This window comes from Duganella sp. Root1480D1, assembly GCF_001427305.1.
Taxonomy (GTDB): domain Bacteria; phylum Pseudomonadota; class Gammaproteobacteria; order Burkholderiales; family Burkholderiaceae_D; genus Rugamonas.
This window is the reverse complement of sequence record NZ_LMFZ01000003.1, coordinates 219,732-239,835: the sequence shown is the minus strand read 5'-3', so window position 1 is coordinate 239,835 and position 20,104 is coordinate 219,732. Positions and strand designations below refer to the sequence as shown.

The 20,104-nt window shown below is 62.2% G+C and carries 19 protein-coding genes and 3 tRNA genes; 4 read left to right on the top strand and 18 right to left on the bottom strand.

Annotated features, from left to right (window positions below):
* Positions 1-603 precede the first annotated feature (603 nt).
* The 6 genes from ASD58_RS05750 to ASD58_RS31115 all read right to left on the bottom strand — a co-directional run bounded on the left by ASD58_RS05750 (position 604) and on the right by ASD58_RS31115 (position 8,079).
* The gene (locus ASD58_RS05750) at positions 604-954 is read right to left on the bottom strand and encodes a hypothetical protein (RefSeq protein WP_057260138.1); all 351 of its coding nucleotides are present in this window, start codon (positions 952-954) and stop codon (positions 604-606) included.
* Between the two features lie 177 nt (positions 955-1,131).
* Positions 1,132-2,571, bottom strand: coding sequence for an efflux transporter outer membrane subunit (locus ASD58_RS05745; protein ID WP_057260137.1), 1,440 nt, complete (start codon positions 2,569-2,571; stop codon positions 1,132-1,134).
* A gap of 1 nt (position 2,572) precedes the next feature.
* Positions 2,573-5,752, bottom strand: a complete 3,180-nt coding sequence (locus ASD58_RS05740) for an efflux RND transporter permease subunit (RefSeq protein ID WP_057260136.1) — start codon at positions 5,750-5,752, stop codon at positions 2,573-2,575.
* A gap of 3 nt (positions 5,753-5,755) precedes the next feature.
* Positions 5,756-6,964 (bottom strand): efflux RND transporter periplasmic adaptor subunit, encoded by a 1,209-nt coding sequence (locus ASD58_RS05735; protein WP_057260135.1) that lies wholly within the window; start codon positions 6,962-6,964, stop codon positions 5,756-5,758.
* A 105-nt stretch (positions 6,965-7,069) separates the two neighbouring features.
* Positions 7,070-7,915, bottom strand: a complete 846-nt coding sequence (locus ASD58_RS05730; protein WP_057260134.1) for an alpha/beta hydrolase — start codon at positions 7,913-7,915, stop codon at positions 7,070-7,072.
* On the bottom strand, positions 7,912-8,079 hold the full coding sequence (locus ASD58_RS31115; RefSeq protein WP_156397870.1) for a hypothetical protein: 168 nt from the start codon (positions 8,077-8,079) through the stop codon (positions 7,912-7,914). The genes ASD58_RS05730 and ASD58_RS31115 overlap by 4 nt, the downstream gene beginning before the upstream one ends.
* Positions 8,080-8,246: 167 nt before the next feature.
* Between ASD58_RS31115 and ASD58_RS05725 the strand changes: the two genes are divergently transcribed.
* The 3 genes from ASD58_RS05725 to ASD58_RS05715 are packed head-to-tail and all read left to right on the top strand — an operon-like array spanning position 8,247 to position 12,288.
* Entirely contained in the window at positions 8,247-9,194 is a 948-nt protein-coding gene (locus ASD58_RS05725) for a LysR family transcriptional regulator (RefSeq protein ID WP_057260133.1), read from the top strand.
* Positions 9,191-10,141, top strand: a complete 951-nt coding sequence (locus ASD58_RS05720) for a D-2-hydroxyacid dehydrogenase (protein ID WP_057260132.1) — start codon at positions 9,191-9,193, stop codon at positions 10,139-10,141. Before ASD58_RS05725 ends, ASD58_RS05720 begins: the two co-directional genes overlap by 4 nt.
* Positions 10,138-12,288: a sensor histidine kinase gene (locus ASD58_RS05715; RefSeq protein ID WP_057260131.1), complete on the top strand. Its 2,151-nt coding sequence runs from the start codon at positions 10,138-10,140 to the stop codon at positions 12,286-12,288. The genes ASD58_RS05720 and ASD58_RS05715 overlap by 4 nt, the downstream gene beginning before the upstream one ends.
* A gap of 1 nt (position 12,289) precedes the next feature.
* Here the strand turns inward: ASD58_RS05715 and ASD58_RS05710 are convergent, their stop codons facing one another.
* From ASD58_RS05710 to ASD58_RS05690, 5 genes are read right to left on the bottom strand one after another with little or no spacing between them, the layout of a single operon-like run.
* Entirely contained in the window at positions 12,290-13,705 is a 1,416-nt protein-coding gene (locus tag ASD58_RS05710; RefSeq protein ID WP_057260130.1) for a glycosyltransferase family 2 protein, read from the bottom strand.
* The gene (locus ASD58_RS32070; RefSeq protein WP_057260129.1) at positions 13,702-14,751 is read right to left on the bottom strand and encodes a HEAT repeat domain-containing protein; all 1,050 of its coding nucleotides are present in this window, start codon (positions 14,749-14,751) and stop codon (positions 13,702-13,704) included. Before ASD58_RS32070 ends, ASD58_RS05710 begins: the two co-directional genes overlap by 4 nt.
* Positions 14,729-15,463, bottom strand: coding sequence for a YaiO family outer membrane beta-barrel protein (locus ASD58_RS05700; protein ID WP_057260128.1), 735 nt, complete (start codon positions 15,461-15,463; stop codon positions 14,729-14,731). The genes ASD58_RS32070 and ASD58_RS05700 overlap by 23 nt, the downstream gene beginning before the upstream one ends.
* Positions 15,460-15,843 (bottom strand): response regulator transcription factor, encoded by a 384-nt coding sequence (locus ASD58_RS05695; RefSeq protein ID WP_057260127.1) that lies wholly within the window; start codon positions 15,841-15,843, stop codon positions 15,460-15,462. Before ASD58_RS05695 ends, ASD58_RS05700 begins: the two co-directional genes overlap by 4 nt.
* A 13-nt stretch (positions 15,844-15,856) precedes the next feature.
* The gene (locus ASD58_RS05690; protein ID WP_057260126.1) at positions 15,857-16,087 is read right to left on the bottom strand and encodes a hypothetical protein; all 231 of its coding nucleotides are present in this window, start codon (positions 16,085-16,087) and stop codon (positions 15,857-15,859) included.
* A gap of 113 nt (positions 16,088-16,200) precedes the next feature.
* Here ASD58_RS05690 and ASD58_RS05685 point away from each other — a divergent pair, with 113 nt between their 5' ends.
* Positions 16,201-16,380, top strand: coding sequence for a hypothetical protein (locus ASD58_RS05685; RefSeq protein WP_057260158.1), 180 nt, complete (start codon positions 16,201-16,203; stop codon positions 16,378-16,380).
* Between the two features lie 3 nt (positions 16,381-16,383).
* Here the strand turns inward: ASD58_RS05685 and ASD58_RS05680 are convergent, their stop codons facing one another.
* The 7 genes from ASD58_RS05680 to ASD58_RS05650 form a co-directional block, all read right to left on the bottom strand.
* A complete protein-coding gene (locus ASD58_RS05680) occupies positions 16,384-17,280 on the bottom strand; it encodes a LysR family transcriptional regulator (protein ID WP_057260125.1) in 897 nt (298 codons plus the stop codon).
* A gap of 155 nt (positions 17,281-17,435) precedes the next feature.
* Entirely contained in the window at positions 17,436-18,572 is a 1,137-nt protein-coding gene (locus ASD58_RS05675) for an alpha-hydroxy acid oxidase (protein ID WP_057260124.1), read from the bottom strand.
* A gap of 9 nt (positions 18,573-18,581) precedes the next feature.
* Entirely contained in the window at positions 18,582-18,968 is a 387-nt protein-coding gene (locus ASD58_RS05670; RefSeq protein WP_057260123.1) for a hypothetical protein, read from the bottom strand.
* 70 nt (positions 18,969-19,038) lie between these two features.
* On the bottom strand, positions 19,039-19,506 hold the full coding sequence (locus ASD58_RS05665; RefSeq protein WP_057260122.1) for a DUF3016 domain-containing protein: 468 nt from the start codon (positions 19,504-19,506) through the stop codon (positions 19,039-19,041).
* A gap of 71 nt (positions 19,507-19,577) precedes the next feature.
* Positions 19,578-19,654: transfer RNA gene (locus ASD58_RS05660), tRNA-Arg, on the bottom strand.
* Between the two features lie 54 nt (positions 19,655-19,708).
* A tRNA-Arg gene (locus tag ASD58_RS05655) sits at positions 19,709-19,785 on the bottom strand.
* A gap of 95 nt (positions 19,786-19,880) precedes the next feature.
* A tRNA-Arg gene (locus tag ASD58_RS05650) sits at positions 19,881-19,957 on the bottom strand.
* Positions 19,958-20,104: the final 147 nt, after the last annotated feature.

The following is a 20,104-nucleotide window of genomic DNA, read 5'->3' as shown; positions in this document are numbered from 1 at the left end:
GATGACGGCGAGCAGAAAAATGCAGGAATTACGGGGCAGCGCCATGCAGCTGTGGAATTGGAAATGGGCACAGCTTAAACTAAGCGGCAAAGTGTCTTGACTGATGGGTCCACTTTACACCGAGATACGTGCTGGCTACCCACCGTTGCTTGCTGGCGATCGAGACCTTCGGACAAACGCCGTCGGTATACAGGCCTGTGCAGAAATCTTTCAGTGACTGGCTGACGAATGCTTTTGCTTCGGGGCCAAGCGCTTGCGTATTCAGTGCCGGCTCCGGGTAGAAGGCCAGATAGGACCAGACGACGAGGAAGATGGTGAGCAGTGAAAGCGTCACCTTGTGAAGGAAGGGCATTTGATCAGGAGCGCGAGCCAAAACGCGTGATTATACGTTGCCGGTGCAGAGTGAAATACGGCCAGCTATTTTTTCTATGACCAGGAGGCAGGCATTATTAGATCACTGCCAGCGGGCGAAAATGCGGGTGCCGCAAGTGCGGAGCGATTCGCCGCTCAGGGAACGAAACAGCGCCCCCTTCATCAGCGCACCTTGCCCCACAGGTGAACGACGAGACTGGCCGCGACTATCGGCTCCTCGCTACAAAAAAGCTAAGCAGAAATGTCGAGATATGACACTTCGCACGATCCTGCCCGAATCGGCAGCGTGTCGTCGACATTGATGTCAACCTTTTTGCCTGTTGCTAAGGCCAGATATGCTGCAGCTACCAATTGCTTGTTCTTTGCGTCTATATATACGCGTGGGGCGGCAGCCGATGCACAACTAGATCCGGCGGGCCAGTTCAATGGTGCTGAGAACCAAAGCTCGATAGTGTTGTCATACACTGTTCCTTGATAGTCACCAACCGCTCTTATCTTCAGGAGAGTGAGCCCCGTTTGCACAAAGTCAGTGGCATTTGCTCCGCCACTCGCGACCAGCAAAGCGAACATCACGAAAGCCATTTTAGTAGTCCGTATCGCTCGATGAAAATCCATTCATTCCCCTTTCGCGTATTAAAGCACTGACATGTTTGCAAGCGCAGCATCATCTCATACGATCAGTTTGTATTGCAAATCTCGAAATAAAAAAAAACGGCGCCCGCGAATGCGGAGCGCCGTTAAGGGCTGATCTAACTTGACTTAGTTCCAGTCGCCGCCCAGGGAACGGATCAACGCCACAGTAGTCACCGCGCGGTCGCCGCGCAGTTGCACGGCGCTGCGCTCCACGGCTGCCAGGTTGCGCTGTGCGTCCAGCAGGTCCAGGTAGCTGGAACGGCCGGCGTCGTACAGTTTCTGCGCCAGGTCAGCCGAACGGCGGGCCGAAACCAGCGCGTCGTCGATCTGCGCGGTCTGGCCGCCCAGGATACGCAGGCCTGCCAGGTTGTCTTCCACCTCGGCGAAGGCGCCCAGCACGGTCTGGCGGTAGCCCGCAACCGATTCTTCCAGGGCTGCTTCGCTGCGCTTGACGTTGTTGCTGTTACGGCCGCCGTCAATCAAGGGCATCGACAGCAAGGCGCCCAGCACCCAGGAGCGGCTGCTCCATTTGAATACGTCGCTGAAGTGGCCGGCAGCGCCGCCGCCGTTGGCGGTGATGTTCAGCGCAGGGAACATGGCCGAGCGGGCTACGCCGATACGGGCGTTCGACGCTTCCATCGCTTTCTGTGCAGCGGCGATGTCAGGACGGCGCTCCAGCAGCGAGGAAGGCACACCGGAAGGGATCGCCGGCAGCAGCGTCGAATCCAGCAGCGGGCTGTTGCCCGCCGTGTAGGCTGCGGCCGGCTTGCCTAGCAGGACAGCCAGGGCATGCTCGGTGGTCGCGCGGCGGCGTTGCAGGCCGATCGCTTCCGAGCGGGTGGTTGCCAGTTCGGTCTTGGCGCGGGAGAGGTCGAATTCACCGATGTCGCCCAGGTCGAAACGACGCTGGTTGACCTTCACACTCTCTTCGCGCAAACGGACCGTCTGCTCCACAGTCGCCAATTCGGCGTCCGTGGCGCGCAGGCGGAAATAGGTCTGTGCCACGTCGGCTTGCAGCGACAGCAGGACGGAGCGGTAGTTCGCTTCCACCTGCGCGGCGTCGCCACGGGCCGCGGACACATTGCTCGATACGCGGCCGAACAGGTCCACTTCATAGCTGGCCGTCAGGTTCGCGTTGTAGGTGGTCTGCGGCGCAATATCGGTGCTGGCCGGCACGCCCAGCGACAATGCCGAATTGCGGGCACGCTGGGCGCCAACGCCCACGCCGATCTGCGGAATGCGGTCCGCTTCGGCGATGCCGGCGATGGCGCGCGCCTGCTTGACGCGGGCGGCCGCCACGGCAAGGTTGGCGTTGTTGCGGGTCGCTTCGGCGATCAGCTCATTCAGGGCCGAGTCGCTGAAGGCCAGCCACCATTCGCCGCGCGGCTGGCGCTCGGCGTTCTGGGCCGGCTTCCAGCTGGTGCCGTCTTCGGCAGTCATCACCTGCGGTTCCTTGAAGGCGGCCGGGGTGTCGACTTGCGGTTGCTTGAATTCGGGCGCGGCGCATGCCGTCAGCAGCAGTGCTGCCAGCAGCGGGGCTACGCCCTTGGCAATCATACTTTTCATATTAGTGGGTCCCTTCCAGTTGCGGGGCAGCGTCGGCTGCCGGGGATTTCTTCTCAAGGCGCTTGGCCAGGGTGCGCAGCAGGACGTAGAACACCGGCGTCAGGAACAGGCCGAAGAAGGTCACGCCCAGCATGCCGGCGAACACCGCCACACCCATTGCATGACGCATTTCAGCACCTGCACCAACCGAGAACACCAGCGGTACCACACCCATGATGAAGGCGATCGACGTCATCAGGATCGGGCGCAGACGCAGGCGGCAAGCTTCCAGCGCCGCTTCCAGGATGGTACGGCCATGGTCTTCCAGTTCCCGCGCAAACTCCACGATCAGGATCGCGTTCTTGGACGCCAACCCGACCAGCACGAACAAGGCAATCTGCGTGAACACGTTGTTGTCGCCACCGGTCAGCTTGACGCCAATCAGGGCGCACAGGATCGACATCGGCACGATCAGGATCACGGCCAGCGGCAGGGTCCAGCTTTCGTACTGGGCAGCCAGCACCAGGAACACCAGCAGCACGCACAGCGGGAACACGTAGATCATGGTGTTACCGGCCAGGATCTCCTGGTAAGTCAGCTCGGTCCATTCGTAGCCCATGCCTTTAGGCAGGGTCGCCTTGGTGATTTCTTCCAGCGCGGCCTGGGCCTGGCCGGACGAGAAGCCCGGCGCCGGACCGCCATTGATCTCGGCCGACACGTAGGCGTTGTAGCGCTCCACGCGATCCGGGCCATAGCTGTCTTTCACGCGCATCAGCGAGGACAGTGGAATCATCTCGCCTTTGCCGTTGCGGACCTTCAGCTGTGCGATCTGCTCGGCCTGCGAACGGAACGGCGCATCAGCCTGCACACGCACCTGGTAGGTACGGCCGAACTGGTTGAAGTCGTTCACATACAGCGAACCAAGGTTGATCTGCAAGGTCTGGTAGATGGTCTGCAGCGGCACGCCCAGTTGCTTGGCCTTGGAGCGATCGATGTCCGCGAACAGCTGCGGCACATTGATCTGGAAGCTGGAGAACACACCGGCCAAGCGCTTGTCCTGCCATGCCTTCATCTGGATCGCCTGCACGGTCTTGTACAGATCATCGTAGCCGGCGTTGTTGCGGTCTTCGATCATCATCTTGAAGCCGCCGGTGGTACCCAGGCCGTTGACAGGCGGCGGCGGGAACACCATCACGAACGCGTCCTGCACGGCGCCCATGCGCTTGTTGATCTCCGCTGCGATGGCCGCACCCGATTGCGACGGGTCGGTACGCTCGTGGAATGGCTTCAGCGTGGTGAACACGATACCCGCGTTCGGCGCATTGGTGAAGCCGTTGATCGACAGGCCCGGGAAGGCAACCGAAGCATCCACGCCAGGGATTTCCTTGGCGATATCGGACATCTTGCGGATCACCTGTTCAGTGCGTTCCAGCGATGCGGCGTCAGGCAGTTGGGCGAAGCCCACCAGGTATTGCTTATCCTGGCCCGGCACGAAGCCGCTTGGCACGACCTTGAACATGATGCCAGCGGCAGCAGCCAGCACCAGGTACACCAGGACCGAGGCGGACTTGCGCTTCAGCACGCCCTGCACGCCGGTTTCATAGCTGTGCGAAGCGCGGTTGAAGAAGCGGTTGAACCAGGCGAAGAAGCGGCCGAAGATCTTGTCCATCACGCGGGTCAGCGCATCTTTCGGTGCGTCATGCGGGCGCAGCAGCGATGCCGACAGGGCCGGGGCCAGGGTCAGCGAGCACAGTGCCGAAATGACGGTCGAAATAGCAATGGTCAGCGCGAACTGGCGGTAGAACTGGCCGGTCAGGCCGGACACGAAGGCGATCGGCACGAACACGGCGCACAGCACCAGGGCGATGGCGATAATCGGGCCCGACACCTCTTTCATGGCCTGGATGGTCGCATCGCGGGCCGACAGGCCGTTGGCGATATTACGCTCCACGTTCTCCACCACCACGATCGCATCGTCGACCACGATACCGATGGCCAGCACCAGGCCGAACAGCGACAGCGTATTGATCGAGAAGCCGAAGCCGATCATCACCGCGAAGGTACCCACGATCGATACAGGCACCGCCAGCAGCGGGATGATCGAGGCGCGCCAGGTTTGCAGGAAGATGATCACCACGATCACCACCAGGGCCACCGCTTCCAGCAGGGTGTGGATCACGGACTTGATCGACTCGCGCACGAACTGGGTCGGGTCATACACGATGTCGTAGGCCACGCCTTCAGGGAAGTCCTTTTTCAGTTCTTCCATCTTGGCGCGCACATTGGCCGACAGCTCCAGCGCATTGCTGTTAGGGGCTTCGAAGATACCCAGGCCCACTGCGGAATGGTTGTTCAGCAGCGAACGCAGCGAGTAGCTGTTGGAGCCCATTTCAATGCGGGCCACGTCTTTCAGGCGGGTCAGCGCGCCGTCGTCATTGGTCTTGACGATGATATCGCCAAATTCCTCGACGGAGCTCAGGCGGCCCTGGGTGTTGACGGTCAACTGGAAGTCGGCCGACTTGGAAGGCGCAGCGCCCACCACACCGGCAGCCACCTGCACGTTCTGCTCGCGGATCGCGTCGACCACGTCGGACGCGGTCATATTGCGGCCGGCGACCTTCTGCGGGTCGAGCCAGACGCGCATGGCGTAGTCGCCGGCGCCGAAGATCTGCACGTCGCCCATGCCTGGAATACGGGCCAGCTGGTCTTTAACGTTCAGCACGCCGTAGTTGCGCAGGTACAGGTCGTCGTAGCGGCCGTTCGGCGACAGCAGGTGGACCACCATCGTCAGGTTCGGCGAAGACTTCACCGTAGTCACGCCGATCTGGCGCACCTCTTCCGGCAGGCGTGGCAAGGCGCGCTGCACACGGTTCTGCACCGCGGTTTCAGCCTTGTCGACGTCGGTGCCGATCTTGAAGGTCACGGTCAGCATCAGCGCGCCATCGGAGGTGTTTTGCGAGGACATGTACAGCATGTTCTCGACACCGTTGATCTGCTCTTCGAGCGGCGCGGCGACGGTTTCCGCAATCACTTTCGGGTTCGCGCCCGGGTAGACGGCGCGCACCACGACGGATGGCGGCACCACTTCCGGGTATTCGGAGACGGGCAGCTTGAAGATCGAGATCAAGCCCGCTACGAAGACAATGATCGATAAAACCGCCGCGAAGATCGGTTTATCGACAAAGAAGCGTGAAAAATTCATGGATTATTCCTTGGTTTTCTTGGCATCGGCGGCGGCCACTTTTTCTGCTGCCATCGGGTCAAAGGTCATGTCGACCATTTGCGGCGTGATCGGCGCGCCAGGGCGCACGCGCTGCAGGCCGTTGACGACGATCTTCTCGCCGGCTTTCAGGCCGTCGCGCACCACACGCAAGCCTTCGATGTTCGGGCCCAGCACCACAGGACGGTATTCCGCCTTGTTGTCGGCGCCCACCACGAACACGAACTTGCGGTTCTGGTCAGTACCGACTGCACGGTCGTTGATCAGCAGCGAAGTACGGGTGGCAGTGCCGCCGTCCAACTGGACGCGGGCGAACAGGCCAGGCACCAGCGAGCGGTCCTTGTTGTCGAAGGTGGCGCGCATGCGCACCGAACCGGTGCGGGTATCGAGCTGGTTGTCGACGAATTCCAGCTTGCCCTCATGCGGGAAGCCCGCTTCGTTGGCCAGGCCCACTTTCACGCTAACCGGCTGGCCTTTGTAGGCCTGGCCGCCGACGCGCAGGAAAGTGTCTTCGTCGCCGTCGAAGCTGGCGTAGATCTTGTCCAGCGAGACCACGCTGGTCAGCACGGCGTTCGGGTCGACGAGGTTGCCGAGGGTGATCTCCGCCTTCGACACGCGGCCGTTGATCGGCGATACCACCTGGGTGTAGGACAGGTTCAGGCGCGCTGCTTCGGCTGCCGAAGCGGCGGCGCGGGCCGTAGCATCCAGTTCTTTCAGTGCCGAGGCGCGTTCGTCGAATTCGCGCTGGGCGATGGCTTTATCGGCCAGCAGCTTTTCGGCACGGGCCAGTTCCAGCTTGGCCAGGTCGGCCTTGGCACGCGCCGAATTGGCGGCGGCATCGGCGCGGCTGGCTTCTGCCTGGAATGGACGCGGGTCGATCACGAACAGCACATCACCTTTTTTCACCTCGCTGCCAGGCTTGAAGTTCACCGAAGTAATGAAGCCGCTGACGCGTGGACGGATTTCCACGTGGTCGATGGCTTCAATACGGCCGGAGAATTCCTGGGTTTCGGCGACGGACTTCTGCACGACGACGGCTGCCGATACTGGCGGCCCGCCTGCAGCAGGTCCCTGGCTTTCGGCCGGCTTGCTATTGGCGCTGCAACCGGACAGGATGGCCGCCGCCAGCCCACCCATCGCCAATGCGGCAACCAGCGGCCGCACAAGAGTGGATATTTGATTCATCTTTTTCATTATTAACCTCTTGGGGGTGAAAATTAGTTAGGAAATTCAGGCAAAATGGGGCCCATGTGCCTCGCAGGCACTTTTTTCTAAACTTCTGTTTTATTTAAACCAGCCTTACACCGCGGGCGTTTCCGTCCCGTCGATGGCGCTGATGAAACTGGCCATCTCTTTCAGTGCAAAGCCCCTGCACGCGCATTCATTCCTGGCTCCCGGCTCCTGCAGTGGCGCCGGTGGCATGCGTCTGACTGTTGTCTTTACTCCGCAGGCGATCAATTTCGCCCCGTATTGTTCTGCTTCATCCCGTAGCGGGTCGTCTTCGGCCGAGAGGATCAAGGCCGGCGGTAAATTTTTCAGTCGGCTCGATTGCAGCGGCGACGCGTAAGGGTGGGCGCGGTCGGCGGCATTCGGCAGGTAGCCGCGGTAGGCGGCGGCACAGGTATTCGCTACCTTCATCTGGTCCGGACAGTTCGGCAGCTCGCGCATCGAACAAGTGGACAGGGCCGGATCGAGCATCGGCATGATCAGGATTTGCCCCGCCAGCGCAGGGCCGCCGCGGTCGCGTGCCATCAGCGCCGATACGGCTGCCAGGTTGGCGCCCGCTTCAATGCCGGCGGTCAGCAACTGCTTGCCGCTCCAGGCCAGCTTGGCCTTGTTCTTCTTGGCCCAGGCCAGCACGGCGTGGGCATCTTCGACCGCCGCCGGGAACGGGCTGACGGTCGCCAGGGTGTAATTGGTAGCCAGGATCACGTGGTCAGGATTGCACGTGACGAGGTGGCGCAGGAATTCGTCCGCCTCCTCCAGGTCGCCGGCTACGAAGCCGCCACCGTGGAAGAAAACGATCAGCGCATCGCGCTTGGCGGACGAATTCCCAGCCAGGTACAGGCGTGCGGCGAGCGGCCCCTGGGCCCCACGCACTTCGAGTTCGCGGATCTTCAGGTCCGCCGGCGCCTGCGCCGTCATTCTTTAGCCTCCGAGCTGGCCGAAGCCAGCAAGGTGTGCGCCGGCGCCGCGCCAAAACCGACTTGCGCGCCGTAAGAGTATTCGTCGGTATACAGGACGCCAGCCAGGGCGATCGCGCCCAGCGCCAGCGATACCATTGCAAAGAATCCATCCCGGTTACTCATGACTGCTCCTTTTCTCTGAAACCGAAGCCACTTTAATCTTTCCCATCGAGGGAGGGTCAAGGGCTTTTTTATGCTGCAATACGGTAATAATAAACTTCCACTAGAATAAGAAAAATACATTAATGTTGAATTGATTGTTCAGAATCTCGAACAATGAAGGTGGACTCATGAATAAGCTCCAAGCAATGGAAGTCTTCGTACAGGTGGTCGACGCCGGGGGCTTCACGCGCGCCTCGGAATCGCTGCAACTGCCCAAGGCCACCGTCTCCACCCTGGTGGCCGGCCTGGAAGCGGCGCTGTCGGTCAAGCTGCTGCACCGGACCACGCGCCACGTTTCGGTCACCGCCGACGGCGCTGCCTACTATGAAAGATGCCTGCGAATCCTGGCCGACGTGAAAGATGCAGAGGAGTCGCTGTCGCGCACCCGTCTGAGCCCGAGCGGCCGGCTGCGGGTTGATGCCCCGACCGGGCTGTCGAACGAAATCCTGGTGCCCGCCCTGCCTTCTTTCTTTGAACAATACCCGGATATCCAGCTCGAACTGGGTTGCAGCGACCGTCCGGTCGATTTGATCGAGGAAGGCGTCGATTGTGCAGTGCGGGGGGGCCAACTGGCCGATTCCACCCTGATTGCGCGGCGCGTCGGCCTGCTCAATTTTGTCACCTGCGCGGCGCCCTCCTACCTGGAGCGCTTTGGTACGCCAAGCCACCCGCGCGACCTGGAACGGCACCGCTGCGTGAACTATTTCTCGTCGAAGACTGGCAAAATATACAACTGGGACTACACGCGCGACGGCGAGCGGATTGAAATGATGCTGCCCGGCGTGGTGGCCCTGAACGATTCCAACGCCTACCTGCAAGCCGGGCTGGCCGGCCTGGGCATCATCATGATGACGGATGTACAACTGGGCAGCCATGGCAAGGACGGCCGCCTGGTGCGCGTGCTGGAAGACTGGGTCACTGACCCGCTGCCGATCCACGTGGTGTACCCGCAAAACCGCCACCTGTCGGCCAAGGTGCGGGTATTTGTCGAATGGGTGGCGGACCTGATGGCCAGCCATCCCCAAATGCGGCTGCGTCCCCTGGCCGCGTCCCTCCCTGTGGAGCTGAACGTATGACCGAACGACTCGTTTTCCTGGACCGCGACAGCATCATCGCCGACATCCGACGCCCTTCGTTCGCCCATGAATGGGCCGAGTATCCAGCGTCGAGCGCCGCCGAAGCGGTCGGGCGCCTGCAGGGCGCCACCATCGCCATTACCAATAAGGTGCCGCTGCGTGCCGAGGCGCTGGCCGCCCTGCCGGACCTGAAGATGATCGCGGTGGCGGCTACCGGCACCGACATCGTCGACCTGGCGGCTGCGCGCGAGCGCGGCATCGTGGTATCGAACATCCAGGGCTACGCCCACGCCGCCGTGCCGGAACATGCCTTTGCACTGATGCTGGCCCTGCGCCGCCAGTTGCTGGCCTACCGCGCCGACGTGGAAGCGGGGCTGTGGGAAAAGTCGCCGCGCTTCTGCCTGTTCCACCATCCAATCCGCGACCTGCACGGCAGCCGCCTTGGCTTGCTGGGCTATGGCGACCTGGGCAAGCAAGTAGCCCGCCTCGGCCTCGCCTTCGGTATGCAAGTACTGGTGCATACCCGCACCCCGGCCGACGATCCGACCGTGCGCAATGTGAGCTGGGACGAACTGCTGGAAACCTCGGATGTACTGAGCTTGCATGCGCCGTTGACCGACGCCACACGCAATATCATCGGCGCCGCCGAGCTGGCGCGCATGAAGCCAAGCGCCATCCTGGTGAATACGGCGCGCGGCGGGCTGGTGGACGAGGCGGCACTGGCGGACGCCTTGCAGCGCGGCGTGATCGCCGGCGCCGGTTTCGACGTGCTGTCCAAGGAGCCGCCGCTGCCGGACAATCCCCTGCTGCGGCTGCGCCTGCCGAACTTCCTGCTCACGCCCCATTCGGCCTGGGCCAGCGGGCAAGCCATGCAAGGCCTGGCCGACCAGTTGATCGACAATATCGAAGCCTTCATCGCCGGCCATCCGGTCAACCGCGTCGCATGAAGCGCGCACGCGCCAAAGCGGGCATCGGCACCTACCTGGCCATCGCCTTTTGCGCGCTGGCGATCGCGATGGGCGCAATTCTGGCCGCCGTCATCGCGCGTACTGCAGGCAACCAGGTCAAGGCCGATATCGGCAGCGCGCTGTCCGACCTGGCGATCCAGGCGGCGGACAAGCTCGATCGCAATATGTTCGAGCGTTACCGCGAAGTGCAATTGCTGGCGCAGCGTCCCGACATGGGAGGCGCGGCCACGCCGGCCGCCCGCCGTGCCACGTTGGAACAGCACCAGCACAGCTATCCGCACTATGCCTGGATCGGTGTCACGGACCGCAAGGGGCGCGTGCAGGCCGCGACCAGGGGCTTGCTGGAAAACCTTGACGTCAGCGAGCGCCCCTGGTACCGCAACGCCCAGGCCGGGACCTTCGTCGGCGACGTGCACGATGCCGTCATGCTTGCCAAGCTGCTGCCCGCGCTGGACATGCAGGCGCAGCGCTTCGTCGACCTGGCGTTCCCGCTGGCCGACGGCAGTGGCGTGCTGGCGGCCCACCTGTCGTGGCAATGGGCACGCGAGCTTGAGCGTTCAGTGATCGAACCGGCCAGTACGCACCGCCAGGTACAGGCTATTATCCTCGACGGGCAAGGCAAAGTGCTGCTCGGGCCGGAAGGGCTGCTGTCCAAGACGCTGCCGCTGCCGGGCCAGGGCAACGGCTACCAGGTGGAACGCTGGCCCGATGGCGTCGACTACCTGGTCGGCTATGCGCGCACACGCGGCCATGCCGCCTATCCGGGCCTGGGCTGGACCGTGCTGGTGCGCCAGAGTGCCGATACCGCGTGGGCGCCGGTACGCGCCTTGCAGAAGCGAGCCTTGTGGCTGGGGGTGGCCATGGCCGCCCTGTTCCCCTTGCTGGCATTCCCGCTCGCGCGCCGCATTGCCCGGCCGCTGAGCGAGCTGGCCGATGCCGCCGACCACATCCGCCGCGGCGCGGCTGCCGAACTGCCGCAACTTGCACCTTATGCTGAAGTACAGGCGCTATCGCGCACGCTGAATTCCCTGGTCGCCAACCTGGAAGGCCGCGTCAGCGCGCGTACCAGCCAGTTGCGCGACGCCATGCAACGTATTGCCGCCATTATCGAAACGGCGCAGGATGCCTTCATCGCAGTTGGCCCGGACGGCTATATCACCGACTGGAACCCCGCTGCGGAACATATGTTCGGCTGGCCGCGCGGCGAAGCCGTGGGCAAGAGTTATATCGAGATGCTGGTGCCACAGCGTTTCCGCGCGCAGCAGGAGGCCGCGCTGGCCGCTGCACGCGGCACCGAAGCGCCGGACTTCGGCCGTCGTGTGCAGCGCACCCTGATCCGGCGCGATGGCGAGGAACTCACGGTGGAAACCAGCATCAGCCGGCCGGCCAACGGCCTGTTCTGCGTGTTCCTGCACGATATTTCGGAACGCCGCCAGGTCGAGGAAATGAAGAATGAATTCATCGCCACCGTCTCGCACGAGCTGCGCACCCCGATGACCTCGATCCGCGCCTCGCTGTCGATGCTGGTGGACGGCGGCGCCGGCGAACTGCCGCCGGACGTGCAGCACCTGGTGAACATCGCCTACCAGAGCAGCGAAAGGCTGGTGCGCCTGGTGAACGACATCCTGGATATCGAGAAGATCGAAGCGGGCAAGATGGCATTCCGTACCGACGTACTGGAAATCGCCCCACTGCTCGACGAAGCCATCGACGCCGTGCGCGGCAGCGCGGCCCAGCGCCCGGTAGCGCTGGAGCGCACGGGCAGCGGCCGCGGCTTGCGCGTGCGCGGCGACCATGACCGCCTGGTGCAACTGCTGGTCAACCTGCTGTCCAACGCCATCAAGTACTCGCCGCAATACAATGCCGTCACGCTGGGCTGCGGTGCGGTGCCGGCCGGCATCCGGCTTTCGGTGAGCGACAATGGCCCCGGGATTCCGGAAGCGTTCCAGGCACGCGTCTTCGCCAAATTTGCCCAGGCCGACAGCTCGGACACGCGGCTGAAGGGCGGCACCGGCCTGGGGCTGGCGATCTGCCGTGCCATCGCCGAACAGCACGGCGGCATCATCGGCTTCGATACGGAAGAAGGCCGCGGCACCACCTTCCACGTCACCTTGCCGGCGCTTTAGGTCAATTCATGTCGCGCTGCCAGTCGGCCTTGCGGGTCATCACGCCCCACTTGGCCTCCTCGCGGATCGCCCATTTGTACAAGCCGATCAGGCGCCACCAGCTATTGATCTGGCGATAGCCGAAGTTTTCCAGCACGACCACCGCCGCCAGGATCAGCAAATGGCTTGGCCGCGGATACAGGTGGAAGGAAATCTCTTCCAGCAGCAGGCCGAAAGCCGACAGCAGGATCCCCAGCCCGATCGCCAAGAACAGGAAGATCAGGAACGATTCCCAGGATACCCAGCCCTGCCACCAGGCTACCGCCATGAAAATGTAGCCAAACAGTTCGACAAAGGGGCCCAGCCACTCGAACAGGATGAAGAACGGGAATGCCATCCAGCCAGCAACGCCGCCGTGGCGGCTGAACATCAGGCCCCAGTTGGTGGTAATGCTCTCGGACAGGCCACGCGACCAGCGGATGCGCTGGTTGCGCAACTGCTTGCGGTCTTCCGGCGCCTCGGTCCAGCACACCGGGTCCGGCACGAACTCGATCTTGTACGGCACGCCGCGCGCGCGCAGCTTGCGGTGCATGCGCACCACCAGTTCCATGTCTTCGCCGATCGCCTTCGGGTTGTAGCCGCCAACGGCCACCACGGTGTCCTTGCGGAACAGGCCAAAGGCGCCCGAGATGATCAGCATGCCGTTGATGACCGACCAGCCCATGCGGCCGAACATGAATGCGCGCAGGTACTCGACCACCTGGAACAGGGCCCAGGGATTTTTCGGCATGCCGACCCGGGTCAGGAAGCCGCCCCGCACTTCGCAGCCGTTGGCAATGCGCACCGTGCCGCCGGTCGCCACCATCAGCGGCTCGCCCAGGAATGGCCGCACCAGCCGCTGCAGGCTGTCGCGCTGCAGGATCGAATCGGCGTCGACGCAGCAAAACAGCGGGTAGCGCGCGGCATTGATGCCGGCATTGGTCGAATCGGCCTTGCCGCCATTGACCTTGTCGACCACGCGCAAGTTCGGGAAGCGCGTGGAGCGGTAGATGCCGTGCACCGGCTTGGTCTCAAGCTGGATGCGGTACGCCTCCGGGAAAGGCACCAGGCCAAACTCGTCGATCATCACCTGCAGCGTGCGGTCGGTCGAGCCGTCATTGATGACGATGACTTCCATCTCCGAATAGGAAAGCTGCAGCATCGAACGGATCGAGGTCACGATGGTCGCTTCCTCGTTATAGGCCGGCACGATCATGCTGATCGGCGGTTCCAGCGCCGAATACACTTGCGGCAGGTCGTCCAGGATCGCCTCCTGCGAGCGCCGGCGCAATGCATACATGGCCAGGAAATTCAGCATCAGGTAGCCGCCATTCAGCAGCACGAAGTACACCAGCACGCTGATGGAAATAATCTGGATCAGAAGCGGATTGGGTGTCACGCGGCCTCCTGTTCCGCCGACACCTGCGCGATCATGTCGGCCGCATAGCGGTCGCCGGCGTTGCGCAGCTCGGCCAGTTCTTCTTTCGTCAGGAAGGGCAATGCCAGCAAGGCTTGCGCCGCGCGATAGCGTACCCACCATTGGGGATCCGACAGCAAGGCCCGCAAGCGGGCAACGTCGCTGCGGTCCCCCATCTCGCCTAGCGCGCGCACGGCCTGCAGCCGCACGCGCCAGTCTTCGCTCGCAAGGTGACGCCGCACTTCATCCACCACGCCAGGAACGTGCGCCATGCGCAAGGCGGCCAGCACGACTTCCTGGTCATTGCTGGCAAGGTAGCTGCGCAGCTGCCCCAGTGGCAGGTCCATGCGCAACGCCGCCACCAGGCGCAAGGCTTGCGGCAACTCGGCCGGCGTCACGCGCGCCAGGGCATCCGCCAGCACCGGTTGCCATTCGGTGCGCGCGTTCTGCAGGATATTGGCCAACTGCGACAGCGGCCAATCGTCGCGCCGCAACAGCAAGGCCGCCATTTCATGTGCGGCACGCGCGGCATCGGTTTGCACCAATGCCCATAGCGCATGCACGGACGAGGCGCTGTCGGCACTGTGGGAGGTACGGGCCAGGGCGGCCCAGGATTCCTTGTCGCGCATATGGCCAAGCGCCAGGATCGCCAGCAGCCTTTCGGCGCGGTTGCCGCCCACCAGCAGCCCCCTCACCTGCTCGTCGCAGCCAAGCCGGCGCGCGATGGCATTCAAACCCTCGCTCGCTTCGCCGCGCACCGCCTGTTGCAGGTGCAGCCAAAGCTTGATGAACAACAGGCCGTCGCGCCGCGGCAAATCCGGCAGGTTGCCGACCGGCTCGCCGGCAATGGCCGCGTTCAGCAAGGGCCGCCATTTCAGGGTGAGTTCCTGTTCCCTGCGCTGCATGCGGCGCATCGACAGGCGCAGCCAGATGATCTGCAGCCCGACCAGCGCGGTCAGCGCCAGCGCACCGGCGCCGGTCCAGAACGCGATTTGAAGGTAGACGTCAGAAGGCAGCTTGTAGTCCAAGATTGACCCCGTTGCGCACGTAGAAGTCGCCCTGGCGCGTACTCGCCAAGGCATAAGTAACGGCCCAACGCTGGTCAAACCAGTGCCGCCCCACCAGGGCGGCCGACTGCACGCTGGTCAGGCGCGTGGTACCGGCGATATTTGCTGCTTCCTTGCCCACTGCCAGGGATAATCCGACTGCGCTGCGGTCGTTGTAGTAGTAACTGCCGCGCAGTTCCCCGCTATGCGCAGTCGTGCCGAAGGCGCGCGCCGCACGCCAGGCGCCGGAAAAGCTGTAATTGCCGACATAGCGCTCCAGCATCAGCAGGCTCTGGTTGACGTGAACGTCGTTGTAGCTGCTGCTGCGCCCTCCTCCATGCACCAGCCAGCCTTTGGCAAACTCGTACTGCAAAGTCGCGCCCAGCGCATGGCGCGCCAGGATCTGGTGGTCGCTGCTGAAATTGCCGTCGACGGAGGCGGTCAATTTCTCCGACAAAGGGACGTCGGCGCCGGCGCTGAACTGGGTTTCGCTGATGCCGAAGCGCGCGATGCGCGTGACGCCAGCCCCGATACCCAGGCGCGGCGCGGCCTGGTGGCGCACGCTCAGCGAAGTATCGTGCCAGTTCGCGGCCGGCCCGCTCAAGTTGTCATACCCCTGGTTGATGCCGATGGTGGTCTGGGCGGCAGCCGGCAAGGCACAGCAAGCCAGTGCCACGAAGGTGGCGGCCTTCATGCCTGCTCCTTCAGGTGGCGGCGCACGCGCGCCAGCAGTTCATTGGGCTGGAACGGCTTGACGACATAATCGTTGGCGCCTTCGTCGAGCGCACGCACGATGTCTTTTTCCGTGTGCTTGGCGGTCAGCATCACGATCGGCACCTCCTGCCAGCCTTCGCGTTGGCGGATGATGTGCACCAGTTCGAAACCATCTATATAGGGAAGCATTACATCCAGCAGCACCAGCGACGGTGGCGTGGTGGCGGAGACAATGGCCTTGCGGGCCGCCAGGCCATCGGCAGCAAGGGTGGTCTGATAGCCTTGCCGCTGCAGGATGAAAGTCAGGATTTGGCCAATATGTTCGTCGTCTTCAATTACCAGGATGGAGGTATCGGACATAGGGTCTCAGGTCTTATTGCGCATCGAATTCAGCGGCGGCCTTGGCCGACCACAGCGCTTCATTATAGGTGGCAAAGGGAATATCGTAGCGTTCGACAGAGCCGTCTTCGCCGATGAAATAAGTCCACCATCCCCCCGGGTCGGGAACCAGGGCGATGTCCCTGGGTTTGCAATGCTCGTGCAAGTCATCTCCTGCATCGAGCGTGATGATGCGGGTCTTGCGGTGTCGGATCAGCGTGGCCATGGCGCAGTCTCCTATCGGGTGATGCTGGCATTGTAATGCCGATTGTTCTCCGTTAACCATTTAACGGTTGAAAAGCGTTGCGCGTGGCAGCCTTTGGCAAGGAGGATCGCAACATGAACGCATCAGTCACCCAGCAACCGCTCAATCCCGGCGACCAGGCCGCGCCCGGCACGCCCGGCAGCGGCGAAGGCATCTGCCCGGTATGCAGCGGTTGCGGCAAGACGCCGGACGGCAAGGACTGCCCCAACTGCGGCGGCAGCGGCCGCGTGATCGAGGGCATTGGCGGCGGCTAACCGCTAGCCGGCACCGAGGCGCTGGCGCAGGAAGTCGATGAACAGCCGCGTGCGCGCCGGCAGGTGGCGCGTTTCGGTCAGCGCATGCACCATGATCGGCTCCATATGCCAGTCCGGCAGCACGCGCCGCAGGCGGCCGGCCTGCACTTCCTGCTTGGCCAGCAGCGGGTCCAGCGCCGAAATGCACAGGCCATTGGCCGCGAACGACATGCTGAGTGCCGCGCTATTGGTGGCGTAGCGCGAGTGCGCCATCACCTCCACCACCTCCTCGCCGCGATACAGCTTGCGCCAGATATCGGGCAGGCGGCTGGAGAACGAACGCCCGCACATGGTGTGCTGCACCAGGTCGCAGGCATGCTCCAGCGGCGGCATCCTGGCCAGGTAGACCGGCGAGGCGTACAAGTAGCGCGGCATCATCGCGATGCGCCGTACCACCAGCGAGGACGGCGCGGTGGGCGGCTGGCCCATGCGGATCGCCACGTCGAAAGGCTCCGATTGCAGGTCCACGGCGCGCGATGAAATATCGAATTCCATCTTGATGTCCGGGTACATGTCGGCGAATTCCGTCAGCACCGGCGCCAGGTAGCCGACGCCGAAACTGGACGTCATGGTCACGCGCAGGATGCCGGCCGGCTTTTCGGACCAGTCCAGCAGCGCTTCATGGGCGCTCATGGCTTCTTCCACGATGCCCTGGCAACGCTTGAAATACGCTTCGCCGGCCTCGGTCAGTTCCACCTTGCGCGTCGAGCGGTGCAGCAGGCGCAGGCCGATGGATTTTTCCAGTTCGGCGATATTGCGCGACAGGGTGGAATTCGACATGTCCAGTGCCTCGGCAGCCGCGCGGAAACTCTTGCGCTTGGCCACTTCGACGAAAAGGCGCATATGGTGCAACCTATCCATTCATTGCTCCATTTTTGGGATACTCAATTCAATTATAAGCATTTATCCCAACAATGAAACAGTTCACAATGCGCTTACTTCGACCTTTAACAGAAAGGAAACGCAAATGAACAACTTCTACGACGAACTGTGCAAACTCCTGGCCGGCCTGGTTTTCAGGGCAGCAGGATCTCCCTGCTGACTTGCTGGATATCCCGTTTGCCGCAGAAGGCCATCGAGATATCCAGTTCCTTGCGGATGATCTCGAGGCAGCGCGTGACGCCTGCCTCGCCCAGCGCCCCCAGGCCGTACAGGAAGGGGCGCCCGATGTAGACGCCGCGCGCACCCAGCGCCACGGCGCGCAGCACGTCCTGGCCGGAGCGCACGCCGCCATCCATATGGACTTCGATCTGCTTGCCGACTGCTTCCACAATGCCGGGCAGCGCGGCGATCGAAGATGGCGCGCCATCGAGCTGGCGGCCGCCGTGGTTGGAAACGATCAGCGCATCGGCGCCGCTGTTGGCCGCCAGGCGCGCATCCTCGGCATCCATGATGCCCTTGATAATCAGCTTGCCGCCCCAGCGATTCTTGATCCATTCGACGTCGTCCCAGGACAGGCTGGGATCGAACTGCTGGCTGGTCCACGAGGACAGCGAGGACATGTCCGACACCGATTGCGCGTGGCCGACGATATTGCCGAACTGGCGGCGCGAGGTGCCCAGCATGCCGGCGCACCAGCGCGGCCTGGCCGCCATGTTGAGCATATTGGCGATGGTCAGGCGCGGCGGCGCCGACAAGCCGTTGCGCAAATCCTTGTGGCGCTGGCCCAGCACCTGCAAATCCAGCGTCAATACCAGTGCCGAACACTTCGCAGCCTTGGCGCGGTCGATCAGGCGATTGATGAAGTCGCGGTCCTTCATGACATAGAGCTGGAACCAGAAAGGCTTGCTGGTATGCGCCGCCACGTCTTCGATCGAACAGATGCTCATGGTCGACAGCGTGAACGGGATGCCGAATTTCTCGGCTGCGCGGGCCGCCAGGATTTCGCCGTCGGCGTGCTGCATGCCGGTCAGCCCGGTCGGCGCCAGCGCCACCGGCATCGCCACTTCCTGTCCCGCCATCGTGCTGCGCAGGCTGCGGTTGTTCAGGTCCACCGCCACGCGCTGGCGGAACTTCAGCTTCTGGAAGTCTTCTTCGTTGGCGCGGTAAGTGGATTCGGTCCAGGAGCCGGAATCGGCATAGTCGTAAAACATGCGCGGCACGCGGCGCTTGGCAAGGCGGCGCAGGTCTTCGATGCAAGTGATGAGTGTCATTCCTGCATATTAACGCAGGAATTGCACCACAATCATTAACATGGCCGCATTGATTGCAGTTTGCAAAGCAATAGATTTGACGAGACTCTTGCTGATTGTTTTGTGAAGTTCCGCCTTACTTACGTACTCGGCTTGTGCGGATGCCACCCGTTCGTTTAGCCGCTCATAATCGCGCTCCAGCCGGATGATGCGATCCTCCATCCGAAGGAAACGGGCACCTGCATCCAGTCTCACGCGTTCGACGTCATCACGAATGCAGTCCACTTCGCGCTGGAAGTGTGAAATATCCGCTGGCGTCACCGAGTCACGCCGCAATTCGATGGCTTTGAAGAGCAAGTCATCGACCTTAGTCTCAAGTAATGCGATCCGTACTTCCATGCTGTCATCTTTGGGCATGGCCCTCTCCCCGTCAAGCAAGCACAGGTACGATTTTGCGCGAACAATGGCAGAGTGGAATTGATGAAGCTCAGTGCTGCTTGAGGACCTCTTTACGGAACCAGTCGTCGAGCATCTGCTTTTCGTGGCCGTACAGGTCGCGGTCGTAGCGGTTGCTGCCCATCAGGTAACCGGGGTCGGCTATTTTGCTTTCGCCGCTGGCGACAAGCTTGCCGTCCTGCTCGATGCTGTAGCGCAGGTGCATGCGCGGCCAGTCGGCCTGCCCTTTCAGCACGCGGATATCGCGCACGGCGACGCGGGGAAATTCTTCGCCGGCCAGGTCGATATCGAGGAAATCGACTTTCAGCACCTGCCCTGCCGGCAGCTTTTCCGACAACAGGTTGAGGTGTTCACGCAGCAGGAACTGCATGTCTTCGCGCTTCTGGTAATCGTGCGGCACGTCGGTCATCTTGCCGATATCGACAAATGTGACAGTGGCGCTGGCCAAGGCGCTGCCGGAGGCAGCCATCAGCAAGGCGGCATGAATGAGCTTTTTCATGCCTGAAGTATATGCCGCAAATGGCAAAAAGGAAAAAGGGCCCACACCTTCCGGTATGGACCCTTTCAATTTGGTGCGGCTGGCAGGAATCGAACCCACGACCCCTTGGTTCGTAGCCAAGTACTCTATCCAGCTGAGCTACAGCCGCAAAACTTGCTTTTTCCTCGTCGCTCGACAGCGACGGTACAACACTTACAAAAACTGGTGCGGCTGGCAGGAATCGAACCCACGACCCCTTGGTTCGTAGCCAAGTACTCTATCCAGCTGAGCTACAGCCGCAAAAACTAAATTATAACAGTCAGTTACGCATACTACCAACTTCCTGCTACTCCCCTCGCTCGACAGCAAAGGGCTCAAACATCTACTACAAATTCTGGTGCGGCTGGCAGGAATCGAACCCACGACCCCTTGGTTCGTAGCCAAGTACTCTATCCAGCTGAGCTACAGCCGCTTAAGAAGCAGGATTATATCGCATGAATTTCGTTTTGGAAAGCTTACGTTCTACTCAACTTTCCTAGGCGAAACCGGCGTTTCCGGCTCTTTCCTGCGCAGTATCCTGTGCAAGGAGGCAGAATTATATGTGGGTGTTTCCCGCTTG